This window comes from Paenibacillus sp. FSL R5-0928 (assembly GCF_037970385.1).
GTDB lineage: Bacteria > Bacillota > Bacilli > Paenibacillales > Paenibacillaceae > Paenibacillus_AQ > Paenibacillus_AQ odorifer.
The window spans coordinates 6,612,767-6,629,495 of the sequence record NZ_CP150225.1 but is presented as its reverse complement, the minus strand read 5'-3'; the positions used below and the strand labels follow the sequence as shown (position 1 = coordinate 6,629,495).

Annotated in this window: 15 protein-coding genes; 11 read left to right on the top strand and 4 right to left on the bottom strand. The window is 46.2% G+C overall.

The genetic code is table 11. The features are described 5' to 3' along the window. The first annotated feature begins 159 nt into the window (after positions 1-159). On the top strand, positions 160-762 hold the full coding sequence (locus tag MKZ16_RS30150) for a DL-endopeptidase inhibitor IseA family protein (protein ID WP_076107065.1): 603 nt from the start codon (positions 160-162) through the stop codon (positions 760-762). Positions 763-799: 37 nt separating this feature from the next. On the opposite strand, the gene MKZ16_RS30145 is transcribed toward MKZ16_RS30150, so the two are convergent. Both MKZ16_RS30145 and MKZ16_RS30140 read right to left on the bottom strand, forming a co-directional pair. Continuing rightward, the gene (locus MKZ16_RS30145; RefSeq protein WP_076107067.1) at positions 800-1,207 is read right to left on the bottom strand and encodes a CBS domain-containing protein; all 408 of its coding nucleotides are present in this window, start codon (positions 1,205-1,207) and stop codon (positions 800-802) included. 152 nt (positions 1,208-1,359) lie between these two features. After that, positions 1,360-2,787 carry a VanW family protein gene (locus MKZ16_RS30140; protein WP_036678554.1) on the bottom strand — a complete coding sequence of 476 codons (1,428 nt, stop codon included), beginning with the start codon at positions 2,785-2,787 and terminating at the stop codon, positions 1,360-1,362. Between the two features lie 342 nt (positions 2,788-3,129). Here MKZ16_RS30140 and ftsE point away from each other — a divergent pair, with 342 nt between their 5' ends. The 5 genes from ftsE to MKZ16_RS30115 all read left to right on the top strand — a co-directional run bounded on the left by ftsE (position 3,130) and on the right by MKZ16_RS30115 (position 9,063). Next, complete coding sequence (gene ftsE / locus MKZ16_RS30135) at positions 3,130-3,816, top strand: cell division ATP-binding protein FtsE (RefSeq protein ID WP_036678556.1); 687 nt, start codon at positions 3,130-3,132, stop codon at positions 3,814-3,816. Next, positions 3,806-4,720, top strand: a complete 915-nt coding sequence (gene ftsX / locus MKZ16_RS30130) for a permease-like cell division protein FtsX (RefSeq protein ID WP_036678558.1) — start codon at positions 3,806-3,808, stop codon at positions 4,718-4,720. The genes ftsE and ftsX overlap by 11 nt, the downstream gene beginning before the upstream one ends. A gap of 28 nt (positions 4,721-4,748) precedes the next feature. Next, a complete protein-coding gene (locus tag MKZ16_RS30125; RefSeq protein ID WP_076107069.1) occupies positions 4,749-6,047 on the top strand; it encodes a peptidoglycan DD-metalloendopeptidase family protein in 1,299 nt (432 codons plus the stop codon). Between the two features lie 124 nt (positions 6,048-6,171). After that, complete coding sequence (locus tag MKZ16_RS30120; RefSeq protein ID WP_076107072.1) at positions 6,172-7,638, top strand: S41 family peptidase; 1,467 nt, start codon at positions 6,172-6,174, stop codon at positions 7,636-7,638. Positions 7,639-8,088: 450 nt separating this feature from the next. Further along, entirely contained in the window at positions 8,089-9,063 is a 975-nt protein-coding gene (locus MKZ16_RS30115; protein WP_339815131.1) for a PDZ domain-containing protein, read from the top strand. 473 nt (positions 9,064-9,536) lie between these two features. Here MKZ16_RS30115 and MKZ16_RS30110 read toward each other — a convergent pair whose 3' ends face one another. Together MKZ16_RS30110 and MKZ16_RS30105 are read right to left on the bottom strand one after the other, a co-directional pair. Next, positions 9,537-10,190, bottom strand: a complete 654-nt coding sequence (locus MKZ16_RS30110) for a response regulator transcription factor (RefSeq protein ID WP_076107075.1) — start codon at positions 10,188-10,190, stop codon at positions 9,537-9,539. Positions 10,191-10,207: 17 nt separating this feature from the next. Continuing rightward, positions 10,208-11,365, bottom strand: coding sequence for a sensor histidine kinase (locus tag MKZ16_RS30105; RefSeq protein ID WP_076107076.1), 1,158 nt, complete (start codon positions 11,363-11,365; stop codon positions 10,208-10,210). Positions 11,366-11,529: 164 nt separating this feature from the next. Between MKZ16_RS30105 and MKZ16_RS30100 the strand changes: the two genes are divergently transcribed. From MKZ16_RS30100 to MKZ16_RS30080, 5 genes are all read left to right on the top strand, one after another. Continuing rightward, positions 11,530-12,465 (top strand): ABC transporter ATP-binding protein, encoded by a 936-nt coding sequence (locus MKZ16_RS30100; protein ID WP_076107078.1) that lies wholly within the window; start codon positions 11,530-11,532, stop codon positions 12,463-12,465. Positions 12,466-12,482: 17 nt separating this feature from the next. Then, positions 12,483-13,655, top strand: coding sequence for an ABC transporter permease (locus MKZ16_RS30095; RefSeq protein ID WP_081393472.1), 1,173 nt, complete (start codon positions 12,483-12,485; stop codon positions 13,653-13,655). Further along, positions 13,648-14,808, top strand: coding sequence for an ABC transporter permease (locus MKZ16_RS30090; RefSeq protein ID WP_076107080.1), 1,161 nt, complete (start codon positions 13,648-13,650; stop codon positions 14,806-14,808). Before MKZ16_RS30095 ends, MKZ16_RS30090 begins: the two co-directional genes overlap by 8 nt. A 122-nt stretch (positions 14,809-14,930) precedes the next feature. Beyond that, positions 14,931-15,254: an L-rhamnose mutarotase gene (locus MKZ16_RS30085; RefSeq protein WP_038573529.1), complete on the top strand. Its 324-nt coding sequence runs from the start codon at positions 14,931-14,933 to the stop codon at positions 15,252-15,254. A gap of 222 nt (positions 15,255-15,476) precedes the next feature. Next, on the top strand, positions 15,477-16,631 hold the full coding sequence (locus MKZ16_RS30080) for a cation:proton antiporter (RefSeq protein ID WP_036678577.1): 1,155 nt from the start codon (positions 15,477-15,479) through the stop codon (positions 16,629-16,631). The last annotated feature ends 98 nt before the right edge of the window (positions 16,632-16,729 follow it).

The following is a 16,729-nucleotide window of genomic DNA, read 5'->3' as shown; positions in this document are numbered from 1 at the left end:
TTTTCCTGTGAATCAGGAGGGTGGAGTTTTTTTATATTTTCAAAAGAGTTGTAATACGTTTTCATTCCTCTGTTTATTGGGTATTTTAGCTTGCGGGGTGCATAAGCTGAAACAGTGGCGATCGCCTGTATTTTTCAGATGAAAGAGGAGGAACTTCAGATGAACAAAAAATGGATGCTTGGTTCGTTGGCCCTTTCTTTAGGCCTTTTATCAGCAGGTAGCGGAGTTATGGCAGCTTCATCATCAGTGGGAAGCTCGGCAATAAAAAATGTGGCTGTGATTGGCACAGGAAAAGAAGGCCCAGCTACTATAAACAATTTGACGGTAAAAAGTGTGGTACCGCTTGTTGTACATGCCAGAGCAATCTATTTCTATACTAGCCGTGGGGGCAACTTTTTCCCGATGGAAACCTTCATGTATAAAGCGCAAGAGTACCGTTACCTTTCCAATGATATTGGGACAAAGGCGAAGCTGATGAATTACATAAAAAAAGCCTACACGCATAATGCAGCAGCTTATTATGTGCAGACTCAATTTTTGGAGCATGAAGGTAGAATGTCACAGGTGAATGCAGATTTTGGAAACTCATTAATGTTTGAAAAAGCCACCGCCCGAATGCTCTCCAAAACTGCAACAACCGCTGAATTTGACTTAACAGTTCCTTATTCGAGCGGGCAGGAAGGCAGTGAGTCGGTGTATGTGAAGCTGAAAAAGGTGAATGGATACTGGAGAATTGATACGTCACCGGATATTCTTTTTTGAGGAAGGTTTAGGGTAGAAGAGGAAGAGCAAATAGGCTCTACGCTTGGGCGCGGATAAGGTCAGAGGTATAAGCAACACCAGCGAATTTACCTTTGCGAGTGATAATGACACAATCATTTTTCATAGGGTCTGGGCGGTTCATAGCGAGGCTCAATACCGTATCGAGTGGAGTGGAAATGTCAAGAATGAGCGGGGTTTTGTTCATAAGCTTCATGGCAGGTTCTCTGTAGAACAGATCTACTCCGGATCTTCCTGTAGCTTTTAAAAAGAAACGTTCGCTCATCAACAATCCGAGGGGTTCATTCATAGCATTGCAGACGACGATACATTTGGATTCTGGATACTGAAACATGACGCGAAGAGCTTCTCTGCAAGTGCGTGAGGCAAAAATAGCGGGAGCACTGCGGACAATACCAGTAAGATCATTTACAAGGACTGTTGTCATAGGATGTTCATCCTTTCTGATTATGGGTCTACTTCTAATGTACCCCTGAATCGTAAATTTCAAAGCCGGGTAACGTAAGCTACAGGTAAAATAGATTGCTGGCAAAAATAACCGGTCAGACCTTAGGGCTCTGACCGGTTATTTGTTGTTAGCTATTCACTACGGACGCCATCCTCCACCAGCTGCTTTCGGGGGACATCCGGGATTATGGATTTGCTCACGCCTCCACGATTAATGGCGATTAATCGTTTTTGTGCGTAATATACGTCGCGGGACAGTTTATTCACCTCAGTGGATTTACCGTCAACATACTTTGTAATGTAGGTTTCAACAATATATCCGGTTTTCCCATTTTGAATAACGCGTGAGCTGCCACGAGGCAGTGAAGAATCGTTTACGTATTTATCGACTGGAGGGAGCACCTCTACTGTTTTTGAATGAACTTTGTAAGTGACATTTTGCGGAAACGTGCCGAACAGCTTTATGGTCAGTGATTTACCCTGCACAGCTGCTTTAATTATGAGATATTTGCCAGTCGTATTGCGAAAACGAAAGTTGATATAACCTTCAGCGAATGTTGCGTCCTGACCTTTGGGCAAGTAGTTGACGGGCAAAGAATGATTACGGCGTTCCACAATTTCTAGCCCTATACGCAGTGCGGCATTGTAAAGAGTGCTCGACACTTGGCAGATCCCTCCACCAACACCTGCTTGCAGCTTGCCGTTCACAATCACCGGCGCTTCACGGAAGCCGTAATTCACCTTTGCTTTTTCTATAGCTTTTCCATAATCAAAGACGGCTCCAGGCGGGAGAATGGTTCCATCCACAGCTTTGGCAGCAGCTTCTACGTTGTAGCTTCGTCCAGGTCCACTTGCACCTAGAGAGGTGCTGAATTGCATTACTTTTCGCTCGATACCTTGTTCCTTTAATTTCTTTAATGTTATGTCAGGCTGCAGGATTAACAAAGGGACTTCCATCGTGATTCCCTTCTCCAACAGGGTATTCAGATGATTGAAGCTGGTGGGGGCAGCTGCTCCTAAGGAAGTCTCCAGAGCTGTCCAATCAACCTCCAGGGAAGTTTTCTCAGAAGTATATACGATTCGGTCATCGCCTGTAATTCGCCGCGTAGCGTCCACTGGTTCACCAAAGGACTCCTTCTCCCAAGTGGGACTTAGAATTTTCTGGAATTGTGCGATTTCCAGATGAGTTTCAAGCTTCCACAGCTGAGGGAAGTTATAGCGTGCCTTTACCCGCTCCCAAAGCGTTCCTTCGGCAAGCTCTTTTAAGCCCTGCTGAAAAGCAGCGGCTTCATAACTCAACCCAGTCTTACTAAGAGTTAGGGGTAAATCTGCATTGCCCTCCACTTTTAGCACTAGAGGGACGGATTCGAGGGCACGCAGCCGCTGATCCAGCTGGGAGCGGACCTCGGTGAGGGTCATGCCTCCGACCTGCCAGCCGGCAAGGGTTGTACCCTTTGGAAGCGTAGTTTTGCTGCCATATAGATGAAGCCCTCCGTAAATGCAGGAGCCGATAAGGACGAGTGCGATGACCACTATGAGGGCAGCATGGATTTTTTTCATAATTAATCTCCTTTTGGGGATTTGGATTGCGCTAAGCAGGCGCGGCCCTGTAACAAAACTTAAAGAACACTTCGTGGGATACCGATAATAACTTAGTAAGAAACAAGTAGTCTCTAATAAAGGGAGTTACGACATCTGATAACAGGCACCGTTAGGTGCTTTTTTATATGTATATGTCCAGTCACTACAAAACTTTCGAATAGTCGTGCAGTTACGGGGTACTCAATCAGTTACAGATTTGTTACAATAGATACATTGCGGAAATATTGAAGTTTATGGAAACTTGAGGTGGACAATGTCGATTCGCACAAGTGGAAAATGTCATAATTGGGAAGTGAGAAAATGATTGAAATGCAAGATGTATGGAAAACGTACCCTAACGGAACTCACGCACTGCAAGGAGTTTCAGTGAAAATCGACCGCAATGAATTCGTGTACGTTGTCGGCCCTTCCGGCGCGGGTAAATCTACTTTTATGAAATTGATTTATAGAGAAGAAGTGCCTACCAAAGGACAGATTTCGGTGGGAGGTTTCAATATAGGAAAGCTAAAACCACGCAAAATCCCTTATGTCCGCCGTAATATCGGCGTTGTATTTCAAGATTTTCGGCTTTTGCCCAGAATGACGGCATACGAGAATGTAGCTTTTGCTATGGAAGTTATTGAAGCACCGAAAAAAGTCATCAAGAAACGTGTGAATGAGGTTCTTGATTTGGTTGGGCTGAGAAGTAAAGCGAATCGTGAGCCCTCACAGCTTTCTGGTGGTGAGCAGCAACGGATCGCTATTGCACGGGCTATCGTCAACAATCCTTCTGTTATTATTGCGGACGAGCCTACAGGTAACTTAGACCCCGAGACTTCATGGGGCATTATGCAGCTGCTTGACGAGATTAATTTTCGCGGAACAACGATTGTAATGGCTACCCATAACAGAGATATTGTGAACAAAATGCGCAAACGGGTGCTTGCGATTGAGAATGGAAACATTGTCAGAGACCAAGCGAGAGGGGAATATGGTTATGAGTTTTAAAACCTTCTTGCGACATGTGCGGGAAGGCTTCAAAAGCGTATTCCGTAATGGCTGGATGTCGATCGCCTCAATCACTTCGATTGTTGTTTCTCTTTTTGTTCTAGGTGTATTTATTCTTCTTGTCCTCAACGTAAATTCTGTAGCTGATGAGGCAGACAGTCAGGTACAGATCAAAGTGCATCTAGCTTTGAATACAGATCAGAAGATGCGCGAGACCCTGCAGACTGAAATTGGCAATATGCCGGAGGTCAGCAAGATTACGTTCATCTCCAAGGAACAGGGACTTAAAGATCTCCGCGCAGATATGGGCGAGGAGGCAGCAGAGCTTCTGGAAGGGTTCGATGAAGACAATAACCCGCTTCCAGATACCCTTCAGGTAGAGGTTATTGAACCTACAACCGTTGCTTTTGTGGCTGAGAAGATTCAAGCCCTTAATAAGACACATACGGAGCAGCCTATCTACAAAGTGAAATATGGCAAAGGCTCGATTGAAACATTGTTTAAAATCACGCGTGCCGTACGCAACATTGGCTTTATTTTTGTAGCGGGGCTGGCACTTATGTCTATGTTCCTCATCTCCAATACTATTCGGGTAACGATTCTTGCCCGGCGTAAAGAGATTGGGATTATGAAGCTGGTAGGCGCGACAAATTATTTTATTCGTTGGCCTTTCTTTATAGAAGGGGCATTAATTGGACTCATTGGATCATTGATTACTTCGGGCGTTTTATATGCCGGCTACAACGGTTTGGAATCTTCGGTACAGGGAGATCCTATGCTCGGATTGCAGCTGATCCCTTTCAGTGATATTTGGCTGCTGCTCGTAGGTCTGTTAGTAGGACTAGGCGTGCTGATCGGCGTCTGGGGAAGTACGGTTTCTATTCGTAAGTTTTTGAAAGTTTAATTTAAGAGTGAAGGATGGGGAGTGCGAGTTGAAGAAGATTGCCGCCGGACTAGCCGTAATGTTACTAGCTGTCACTATATTCCAACCCTCTGATGGATATGCCAAAAAAACAAGTGTTGCCGAGATCGATAAGCAATTAAAGCAGCTGCAACAAGAGGTGCAGGAAGCTAAGGCGCAGCAAGAGAAAGCGGAGTCCCAAACGCAGGAAGCGCAGCACTATAAGAATAAGACAAATATTAATTTACAATATGTATTGCAGCAAGTGGATCAAGTTAAAGGTAAAATGACCGAAATCTCTAACAAAATTTCCGATACAGAAGAATCCCTTAACGTTACAGCAACGGAATTGGATGAAGCAGAGGCACGAGTGGCCTCAAGAGAAGAACTCTTAGGATCCCGTGTCCGGTTGATGTACACGGATGGAGCGGTGTCTTACCTAGATGTTTTGCTCTCATCGACAAGCTTCTCTGATTTTCTGGGCCGCACCGATTCGCTTAAGATGATTGTGGATCAGGATCAGGAGCTGTTAGTCCAACACAAGCTGGACAAGCAGACAGTTGTAGAGAAGAAGCAGGAGCTTGAGGGGCAATATGCTCAAGCCAAGCAGTTATACACCTCCTTGGAAAATCAGAGAAGCCTGCTGAAAGAGAAGGAAGCGGAGAAGCAGGAGCTTATCGCATTTTATGATAAGCAGATTCAAGAAAGCGATGATCTAAGTGAAGAGCAGAACGAGAAGCTGGTTAAGCTGGCGAGCGAACGTTCTGCTTTGGAAACCCAAAAGGATAAGATTAAAGCTGAGGAAGCGGCTCGCAAAGCAGCAGCCGCCAAAGCAGAAGCAGCACGCCGGGCAGCAGCAGCGGCCAAGAAAGCTGCAGCTAGCAAGGCAAGCAGCAGTTCAAGCTCCAGCTCCTCAACCGCGTATGCTGGTGGAGATGGACCCTTCCTGCTGCCTGTAGGTTCGGCAAGAATCTCTTCCTCCTACGGACCACGGACACACCCAATTACGGGTGAGAAGGGGAAAGTACACACCGGGGTAGACTTTGCAGTTCCACAAGGAACCAATATTCATGCGGCTGATTCCGGAACGGTAATCGTAGCTGAATGGTATAGCGGCTATGGATATTGTGTAATTGTTGATCATGGCGGCGGAGTTTGGACCCTCTACGGACATATCCGTAAAGGTGGTATCAAGGTTAGCCCTGGGGATAGAGTCAATCGTGGGGATGTGATTGCTGAATCCGGTTCTACAGGTAATTCGACGGGCCCCCATCTCCATTTTGAAGTTCGGATCGACGGCAAGACAGTAAATCCGATGCCTTATCTCTAATTTTTAAGAACTTATAACTCATATTATTTGAACGTACGGCATATACTGGAAGAGATACCGTACCTTTCAGGACGGACTTATGGAGTTGTTTGCGAGATGGACAAGAAGGGACGGTGGGAACATCATGTTAAAAAAAAGCACAGCGGCGTTTATGATTATCGCCGCCCTGCTATGCGGTAGTCTGGTGACCTTGGGCGTGACGGGTTATAGTCATGTTATTGGACAAGCTGCAGGAGAAGGACTGGCCTCAGCATTGCAGGTTACTGGCCTTCAGCAGAAGGAATCCCAGAAGCTTGGAACTGCTCTCAGTCTGATTGAGAGCAATTACTACGAGACAGTAGATCGGGAGAAGCTGATAGACGGTGCTGTCAACGGTATGATGGAAGCGCTGGGCGATCCTTATTCCAACTATATGGGTAAAGAAACAGCTGAGAAATTCGAAGAAAGCATTGAGGGTTCCTTTTCAGGTATCGGTGCGGAGGTCTCTTCGGATAATGGCAAGGTAGTCGTGGTCTCTCCGATCAAGGGCTCACCTGCTGAGAAAGCTGGGATTCAGGCCAAAGATGTTATCTTGTCCGTTAACGGTGAATCGCTGGAAGGTATGGAGCTGAATGCAGCTGTTGCCAAGATTCGCGGTCCTAAGGGCAGTAAGGCCACTTTGAAAATACAACGTTCCGGCGCTGTAGAGCCGCTGGAATTTGTTCTTACCCGGGATGATGTGAAGCTCGAAACAGTCTACGCTACCATGGAAAAGGACAATGTGGGCGTAATCGAGGTTACGCAGTTCTCCTTGAATACCGCAGAACGATTCAAGGAAGAGCTGGAGAAGTTAGAGAAGCAAGGCATGAAGGGACTTGTTATTGACGTCCGCAATGATCCAGGTGGTGTTCTTCCGATTGTTATTGAAATGGCAGAGCAATTTGTTCCAGCTGGCAAATCTATAGTGCAAATAGAATACAAAGACAAAAAACGCGAAGTTAGCACCTCAAAAGGATCGAGTAAAGCTTATCCAGTGGTCGTGCTGATGAATAAAGGTAGCGCAAGTGCTTCGGAAATATTGGCGGGTGCCTTGCAGCAGTCGGCAGGAGCTAAGCTAATCGGTGACAATTCTTTCGGTAAAGGCACCGTGCAGACGAGCTTTGACAAACAGCTTGGAGACGGCAGCTTGCTGAAAGTTACCATTGCCAAATGGCTTACGCCAGACGGCACATGGATCCACGGCAAGGGCATTAAACCGGATATCGCGGTAGCGCAGCCGGATTACTTCTCGGTGGCTCCAATTAACAAAAGCGTGGCGCTGCAATATAATATGAACAACGCTGATGTGAAGAGTGCACAGACGATGCTGGACGGTTTGGGTTACAAGCCTGGACGTAAAGATGGCTATTTCGATGCTGGCACTAAGGACGCAGTGAAGAAGTTCCAAAGTACAGCAAAGCTCCAAGTCACAGGCATAATTGACGCCAAGACAGCGGAGGCGCTGGAAGCAGCGCTGATCAAGGTCATTCAAGACCCTGCTCACGACAACCAACGGAATAAAGGGATTGCTGAGATTCAGAAGGAAATTAAGGCGGCAGCGTCGAAAAAGTAAGAAGGCTGAATTCAGCCTTCTTTTTTTCTTTTAGATAAGAAAATGCCAACCGACGTAGAGGAATTAGAATATATACAAATCAGTCATCGGACGAAAAGGAGTGTGACGAACAGTTTGAATGTGATTCAGGAACTGTTAGGAAGCTTGGGCACTGCGTTCTTACACTTATTGATCCAGCCGTATTACTACATTGCTATTATATTTATTGCGTTATATTACCGTAGGCAGGTGGCATTAGAACGAAAGCTGATACATGTAAAATTACATAGCTGGGGTCAGGAAACGTTGCGGACGGTATGGAGTGGTTTAGTCATGGGTTTGGTCGTCTCTATAGCAGCCGTTCTGCTAGGAATATCGTTATCAGGTACCGCTGTAGCCTGTATTTGGGTAGTTAGTCTCGTGTTGTCGCTACTGCGTGTGCGGTATTTGTGCTTTGCGTATTCTATAGGCTTGTTAGGTATCGTTCAGTTTGTAATTTCTTTCTTTCCAGATGCTTTAGATAGTGGAACGGTAGGGAATATTACCACCGCCATACGGGAGATGGATATTCCTGCTTTGCTAGTGTTAGCTGCGCTGCTGCACATGGCGGAGGCACTGCTGGCCCGCAGACAAGGGGCCAAGCTTGCAACGCCGCTCTTCCTGAAGGGAAAGCGAGGCATGGTCGTTGGCGGCTATCAGCTGCAGGCCTTCTGGCCGCTGCCGCTGTTCCTGCTGATCCCATCGGGAGCAGGAACGGATTTGCCATGGCACTCGCTGCTGGGCGGCAGCCTTGGCATCGTCTCTTTGCCCGTCATCATCGGCTTCAGCGAGATGACGCAGGGCATGCTGCCCGGGCGCAAGGCGGCCCGCACTGCAGGACGACTGCTGATCTACAGCATCGTCCTGCTCGGCTTAAGCCTGCTTGCCGCTTGGTGGAGCCCGCTGACTCTGGTCGCGGCGCTCGCAGCCATTGTGCTGCACGAAGGGTTAAGCTGGTACAGCGCTCTGGAAGAGCGCAGCATCAGCCCCATCTTCGTGCATCCACCGCGCGGCCGCAAAGTGCTGGCCGTGCTGCCGGGCAGTCCCGGCCAGGAGCTGGGCATCCTGCCCGGTGAGATCTTACTGAAGGTCAACGGGGTCCTGTTGACCGATGCGGCGCAGCTACATGAGGCGCTGCGCATGAATCCAGCGTTCTGCAAGCTGGAGGTGCTGAACCGTGAAGGGGAGAGCAAATACCTTCAAAGCCCGATCTATGATGGGGATCACCATCAGCTCGGTATTATTTTGGTGCCGGAGACGGATGGGATGATTACCGCTGAGGCGAAGCCTTCCAGCATCTACAGCATCATCGGGATGAAGACAGGCATACGCAGCCGGAACCTTCCGGACGGCCAACTTAAACGAAAAAAAACCACTGAAGCCAAGCGGGAATCAGCGGAAGGATAACTAGAAGATGCCCCATCAGCCATGAAATGGTGAATGGGGCATCTTTGTTTTGATTAGATGGTAGTTTCGCGTGCGAGAAGTTGCTATCGGACCCAGTTGCCCCTAATCGCAGCATTTTCGCTTTTTTAGAATGGTAACGGACCCGAAAGCCACTATTGGCATTAAAAACACCCCAAATGAGCCTCTTTCTGAGGAATAACGTCGCTGGGGTCCGAAACTCTGCTCAAACGCCGATAAAATTGTAAATAGCGTCGCTGGAGTCCGAGCCCGCCCGCGCCAAGGAGTAACGTCGCTGGAGTCCGAAACTCTGCTCAAACGCCGATAAAATTGTAAATAGCGTCACTGGAGTCCGAGCCCGCGCCAAGGAGCAACGTCACTGGAGTCCGAGCCCGCGTCCAAGGAGTAACTTCACTGGAGTCCGTAAGAAAAACTAACTTTGGCAGCGGCCTATTCACATGTTATATGTTACTAGTTCAACCCCGCATGTTCTTCAAATAAAAAATTGCAATTTGCGTACGATCGCGGAGCTCTAATTTGCTTAATATATCCGTTATGTAATTTTTGACGGTACCTTCGCTTAAAAAAAGCTGTCCGGCGATTTCTTTGTTGCTATGCCCCTCAGCGATAGAAGCCACTACAGCCAGCTCTGTTTTGGTCAATCCGAACGATTCCAGTGGCTGTACCTGTGGCAATTCTTGCCGTGCCGTAGGCTGCAGAAAGGTTGCCAGCTTGCGGGCGATATCAGGGTGGATAAGCATGTTCCCATCAAAAACCGTTTTAATGCCCTGGATGATCCGGTCTGGCGGTATGTTTTTGAGCAAATATCCACTAGCTCCGTTACGCAGTGCTTCAATGATATATTCATCGTCATCGAAAGTGGTCAGCATCAATATCGCAATTTGCGGAAAAGCCTGCTTAATCTTCTCCGTTCCTTCAACGCCACCGCAGCCGGGCATGCGGATATCCATCAGAGCTACATCGGTCTTTAATCCTTTTTGAAGTAATTCCAAGGCCTCGTTACCTTCACAAGCTGCTCCGGCAACTTCAATATCTGGGTCCATACCTAGCAATACTTGCAGACTTTGGCGAATAAAGGGGTCGTCGTCAACAATCAACACTTTAATCATTAGCATGGCTCCTTTCGTTATACAATCTCATCTTGCTTATAAATGGGCAGCCGTGTAACGACTGTAAAATGTGGCGCCTGCCTTAGTTCGAGTGTTCCGCCGATCAGATGAGTGCGCTCGTACATTCCTTTCATCCCGTCTCCACCACTCCCCAATAATTTGCGGAGCTTCTCTTCTTCTGGAAGTGATCCATTGTTGCTAACCTCCATAGTGATTCCTGCTTGCGCGTAGTCAATTTTGATCCGGATGGACGTTGCTTTTCCATGCCGCAAGGCGTTGGTTATAGCTTCACGGGCGTTTTTGTACAGGATTACTTGAATACTGGGATAGAGTGGATAAGGTATGCCCTGTACTTGGTATGAGGTCTCGATCCCCGTCTCACGTCCAATTTCTTCGAGCAGCCGGTCTAACGCATAAGCTCCCTCAAGCTTCGGAGTGTAGTTGATACGTTTAACTGCGGACCGCATATCGTCCATGCTGGCCGACAGCTGGTCACGAATCAGTTCCATCATTTGCATTCCGCTCTCGGGAGAGGTAGGCAAGGTCTGGAGGGCGGCCTCCATCATCATTTTAATCCGGATTAGCCGGTGGCCGATATCGTCATGGAGCTGTCGTGAGATGCGGACGCGCTCTTTGGATTGGGCAGACTCTTCTACTTGCGCGCTGAACTCCAGCAGGCGGTTGCGAGCTTCATCGAGCTCGAAATGCTTTTTGCGTAACTCATCATATAGAAGAAGAGTGTCTTCGCGCCTCTGGCCAGCTTTTAATAATAGCTTATTTAGGTAGGCAGTGAGCAGAAATGAAAAGTTAATGTAAGTCACTACGAGCGATGGAGAATTCTGGAGTGCAACGTTCAAAGCTATCAGATGTACACCTGTGAACACATAAGGCACTGCTTTAGGCTGGAGTCTGGAATAATAAAGCAGTGCTGATATAGCGGGGAAAATCATCATGCTGCCATATTGATAACATAACCAGGCCGTGAACAAGATTTCAATGATACTAATCAAAGCATGAATGGATCGAGGGAGCTTTGGCACCATGACCACAAGGAATAGAAGCATCAGGATATGCAGCGTGAAGATTCCATAATCGTTATATTGATAGACATAAATGGTAATAAACGCAGGGATTAAGATGAGTCCGTAACGCAATAAGTTTAGCTCTCTGGGCACGCCTTAGTCATCCTTTATGTTTTTTAATAATCTTAGCATATTATCCCACTACTTCAGGAGATGACTTTAGTCACCTTCAAAAAATGACCTTTCGTACATCCGTAAAAATTCAACCTAGAATAAAATTGAAAATATAGAAGCACACACGACAGGGGAGATAAGAGATGGCAATCGCGGTGTTGACCGATGTGGTGAAACGGTATGAGAACAAATTAACGGTAGATCATGTGAATGTTACGATTCAAGCAGGAGAGATCTTTGGCCTGCTAGGGCCGAATGGGGCGGGCAAAAGTACAACTATAAGTATGATTTGCGGCCTGCTAAAGATTGATAGTGGAGACATTGTTATTGATGGGTTATCAGTCTCTTCGTATGCACTGGAGGTTAAGAAAAAGATCGGCTTAGTTCCGCAGGATTTGGCTTTGTACAATACAATGACAGCAGCTGAAAATGTAACTTTTTTCGGAAGATTGTATGGCTTGCGGGGAAAATTGCTGAAAGAGCGGGTGGCGGAAGCTCTTGCTTTCACAGGACTTAGTGACCGGGCCAAAGAAAAACCAGCCACCTTCTCCGGAGGGATGAAGAGACGTTTGAATATCGCTTGTGCCATCATGCATCATCCAAAGCTGATTATTATGGATGAGCCGACCGTAGGGATTGATCCGCAGTCTCGTAATCATATCCTTGAGTCGGTCAAAGAGCTCAATCGGCTTGGCTCAACCGTCATCTACACTAGTCATTATATGGAAGAGGTTGCAGCCATTTGTGATCGGGTAGCGATTATGGATAAGGGACATATCATTGCTTGTGGTACGGAAAAGGAGCTGCGGGAACGGGTTTCTCAGGAAGAAAAAATAGTGGTCAAAGCAACGAACATCACCCCGGAGCTAATCAATGAGCTTAGTCTACACCCGCGGATCACGAGAGTGGAAAGTAAAGAGGGAACGGTAGAAATGTTTCTCCCCTCCTCACAGGATGAGCTGCAGGATATCTTATTTATTTTTGCTAAACATGAAGGGGTTATTGGTTCTTTGAATATAGAGGAGCCGGATCTGGAGACATTATTCCTTAGTTTGACAGGACGGACATTGCGCGATTAAAGGAGGGAGAGAACGCTTTGAGAAATATTTGGACAATTATGATTTATGAGCTTCGCAGGCTGTTTATTTCACGCTCAATCATCATTAATATGTTTCTGCTACCGCTGCTTTTGATCTTTCTGCTGGGTGCCTCCCTTTCCAGTGTAATCGGTGATAAGGCAGCGTCTGAGATTGATCCAGTACGTGTTGGTATAGTTAATCTTTCTGGAGAAGGATATGAAAGCTCGGCGATGATAGACAGCTTTTTGAAGACGCCGGAGCTTAAGGATATCATCATTCCGGTCAAAGTAGGGAGCCGAGAGACAGCGGAAAGCGGCTTGCGTACCGGAAAATATGGTTATGCGGTTATTGTTCCTCCAGGCTTCGATAAAAAAGTACAAAGCGGTGATACTGCACAGCTAGAGTTTATTCTGGGTAAAGATCGGACAGATAATATGGTTGCGGGGACGGTATTCGATAACTTTTTGAACAATATTAACTATAAGCAGTCCGTAGCTATGACGCTGGGTCCAGAAGCTTTGACTGTTACTGCACCAAGTTCGGGGGAGCAGCCTTCTGTTAAGGTTGGGGCGCTCAGTGAAGGTGGCCGATCCTATACAGCCTCCCAATTCTATGCGGTATCCATGATGCTGATGTTTCTGCTATATAGCGGTTTGACCGTCAGTACCTCTCTTTTTAATGAAAAAGAAAATCATACCCTCTTCCGAATAACTTCAATGCCGGTAAAAGGTTCTGAGCTGTTTATTGGTAAAATGTTAGGTGTAGGGGTTGTAAGTGTAGTGCAGTGTGCAGCGATTATTATCCTGACTCACTTGTTGTTTGGTGTAAATTGGGGCAATCGTCCGGGCTTGCTGCTGCTCTTCTGTCTCTTAATGATCATTGCTTCCATGACGTTATCGATTGTCATTTCAATGTTTAGCAAAACTAAAGCAAGTGCAGGAAGTATTATTAATGTTATCACTGTGGTCATGACCTTTATTAGTGGAGGGATGGCTCCACTTCCGGAATCATGGGTGAACTCCGTCGGGGTATTTACCCTGAATCACTGGGTGCTACAAGCTGTTCTAAAAATGATGCTGCATGCAGAGGTCTCAGAGATTTTGCCGAATCTGCTGGTCATGTCGATCATCTGTCTAGTTCTATTCAGTGGAGCGGTTATCTCGTACCGGAAGGTAGGTTACCATGGATAAGATCTTAACGATTGCTTGGAATATGGTGAAAAGAACGATCGGTTCTCGGAATGGGCTGCTTACGTATATTCTTCTGCCCTGTATTGTCGTGTCGGTGATAGTAGCAATTAGTGGAAGTATGGGTGAAAGACCGGCTACTATTTTATATTCGAATATGGATGATGGTGCAGCAGGTAAACATTTGCTTACCGAGCTGGAGAATACCGGTGATTATAAGCTTGTGGAGAAGACAGATGAGGATAATTTGAGGGAGAGTATTATCGATCAGAACGGAGAAGCCGGTGTTTTGATACCGCAAAACTTCACCTCCGCACTGCTTGCTGGAGAAGAGCCGCAAATTAGTGTGTATGAGCTTAAGGCTACCGAAACATCAATTATGGTAAAAATGAAAATCCGTGTAATTGCTGATGAAATGCGAAACACTGCTGGACTAATTGGAGCAGCTCGGGCTGAGGCTACTGGCTCAGACTCACAGTTTGCTGCCGTAATGCAGAGAGCAGAGCAACATAGTGTAGGCAGTATAAGAACGGATTATGATTTATATCCCAAAGAGGGCTTAAGCATCGTCACAGGATTTACTTTGATGTTCTTAATGGGGCTGGTTACAAGTTCAGTGTCACTTATTATGGATGATCGAAGAGAAAGAACGATGAAACGTATGTTCAGTGCCCCGGTTCGTTCGTATGAGATTGCCCTCGGTAATTTTCTGGGAAGCTTCATCGTTGGGTTAATTCAAATCATTGTAATACTTGCCTTAGGCCGTTATGTGCTGCAGTTTGACTTTGGGTTACCGCTCTACTTGTATTTCTTGGTTCTTGCAGCATTTATGCTCGTTTCCATGGGTTTAGCTAGTACGGTAGCAGGTCTGATTCGCAATCCCAATAATACGGGCATGCTTAATTCGCTGATCTTGACCCCGACATGTATGCTTGGAGGCTGCTTCTGGCCGTTATCCATTATGCCGGACTATATGCAGAAGGCAGCTAATTTTGTACCGCAAAAATGGGCGATCCAAGCGATCGATATCGCTGCTACAGGTGGGGGCTGGAATGAATTATGGCTGCCCTTTGCCATCTTGGGCCTTATGGCCGCCGTGCTGCTGGCGATTGGTTCTGCTATTCTTCGTCCGAGTGAAGCCGGAATTAACGCTTAAGAAATTTCCAGAGAATATAGATATGCATAGCTTGGACTACTCTATTCAGGTACAATAATAGGTATCAAATGTCCCTAGTTCTTAATATGTGCAAAAGAGGGGATTTCTAGGAGGATGAGCAGATGAGCAGCAATAAATTGGCTTGGACATGGCGGGTGAAGGAAGAATGTTTAGAGGAGTATGTAGCTATGCATTTAAATCCTTGGCCAGAAATTTTGGAGGAGCACAGTAAGGCTGGTATTTCTAACTATTCCATCTTTCAGAATGGCAATCAATTTTTTTACTGTTATGAGTGTGAGGATAGTAAGGCGGCTTTTGATTACATTGCCAAAAGTGATGCCTGCAACCGCTGGAATGCGATTACCTCTAAGATGGTTGAAGGGTCATTTGATTTCAATGATGAGGTGCCTATGCAGCCCTTACGTGAAGTGTTCTATCTGAAATAAGTAATTGCATTCTAGAACAAATCAAATGTGCATAATTATATTATCGGCGCATCTGGTTTACAGTTATTTTAAATATAGGTATAATATAATTTATAAAGTTAAATTGAATAATTATTTGTTTTTTGGAGGAGCCTGTCAACAAGGGCTCCTCTTTGTCTTTTTTTGGCTTGGAGAAGCTCCTGGTTGGCAGTTCTTATATACAACAAGGGAGTGGATAGAAAGATGGAGTTTGTTTTATATCTTATGCTGATCATATTGTTCACCAAAGTAGCTGGTGATCTATCTGTGCGGCTTGGGCAACCAGCTGTGCTAGGCAAGCTTATTGTGGGAATCATACTGGGGCCTGCGGTACTGGGCTGGGTTCAGGATGGAGAGTTTATTCATTATATCTCTGAGATCGGTGTTCTACTGTTAATGTTCATAGCAGGGCTTGAGACGGACCTGGATCAATTGCGCAAGAACTGGAAATCAGCTTTTGCAGTAGCCGTCGGTGGAATTATATTACCCTTTTTGGGTGGGTTCGCCTTAGGAGAAATGTTTGGTTTTGCTTATCATAATGCATTGTTTATGGGCGTTATTCTTAGTGCAACATCGGTCAGCATATCGGTGCAGGTGTTAAAAGATATGAATAAGCTGAACACACGTGAAGGCTCTACAATTCTGGGGGCTGCTGTAGTAGATGATATTCTGGTTGTTATTTTGCTCGCTGTTCTGATGAGCTTTTTCGGTACAGGGGCAGACGTTTCTATTGGTCTTCTAATTGGGAAAAAGGTGTTGTTCTTTGCCGTAGCGATTGTTGCCGGCTGGTTTATTGTTCCTCGGGTCATGAAATGGATGGCTCCGCTGAAGGTGACAGAGGCAGTTATCTCAGCAGCGTTAATGATTTGTTTCGCATTCGCCTATTTTGCTGAAATCATGGGGATGGCAGGAATCATTGGTGCCTTTGCGGCTGGGATTGCTATCTCGCAAACTTCCTTTAAGCACACGGTAGAATCCAAGCTCGAGCCGATTGCTTATTCGATTTTTGTGCCGGTCTTTTTTGTAAGTATCGGACTTAGTGTTTCCTTTGAAGGGGTAGGCAGTCAAATAGGCTTCGTGATCTTGCTTACGGTGGTTGCCATTCTGACCAAGCTGTTTGGTGGCGGTCTGGGCGCGCGTCTTACAGGCTTTGATAACCACTCGTCTGCCATTATTGGGTCAGGGATGATTTCACGGGGGGAAGTTGCGTTGATCATTGCCGCCACAGGGCTGCAAAGCGGCTTGTTACAGCAACAGTATTTTACTTCGGTCATTATTGTTGTCATTGTAACTACACTTGTAACGCCGCCACTATTGAAATTTATGTTCCGTGATCCAGTACGTGCGGAAGGGAAATAAACCATAACAAAAGGGAGTCCTGTTGGCCATTTATATGGCTAACGGGGCTCTTTTTTTATGCTCACGTTCAAGTTGCCATCATCAAGAAAAAGTACGGG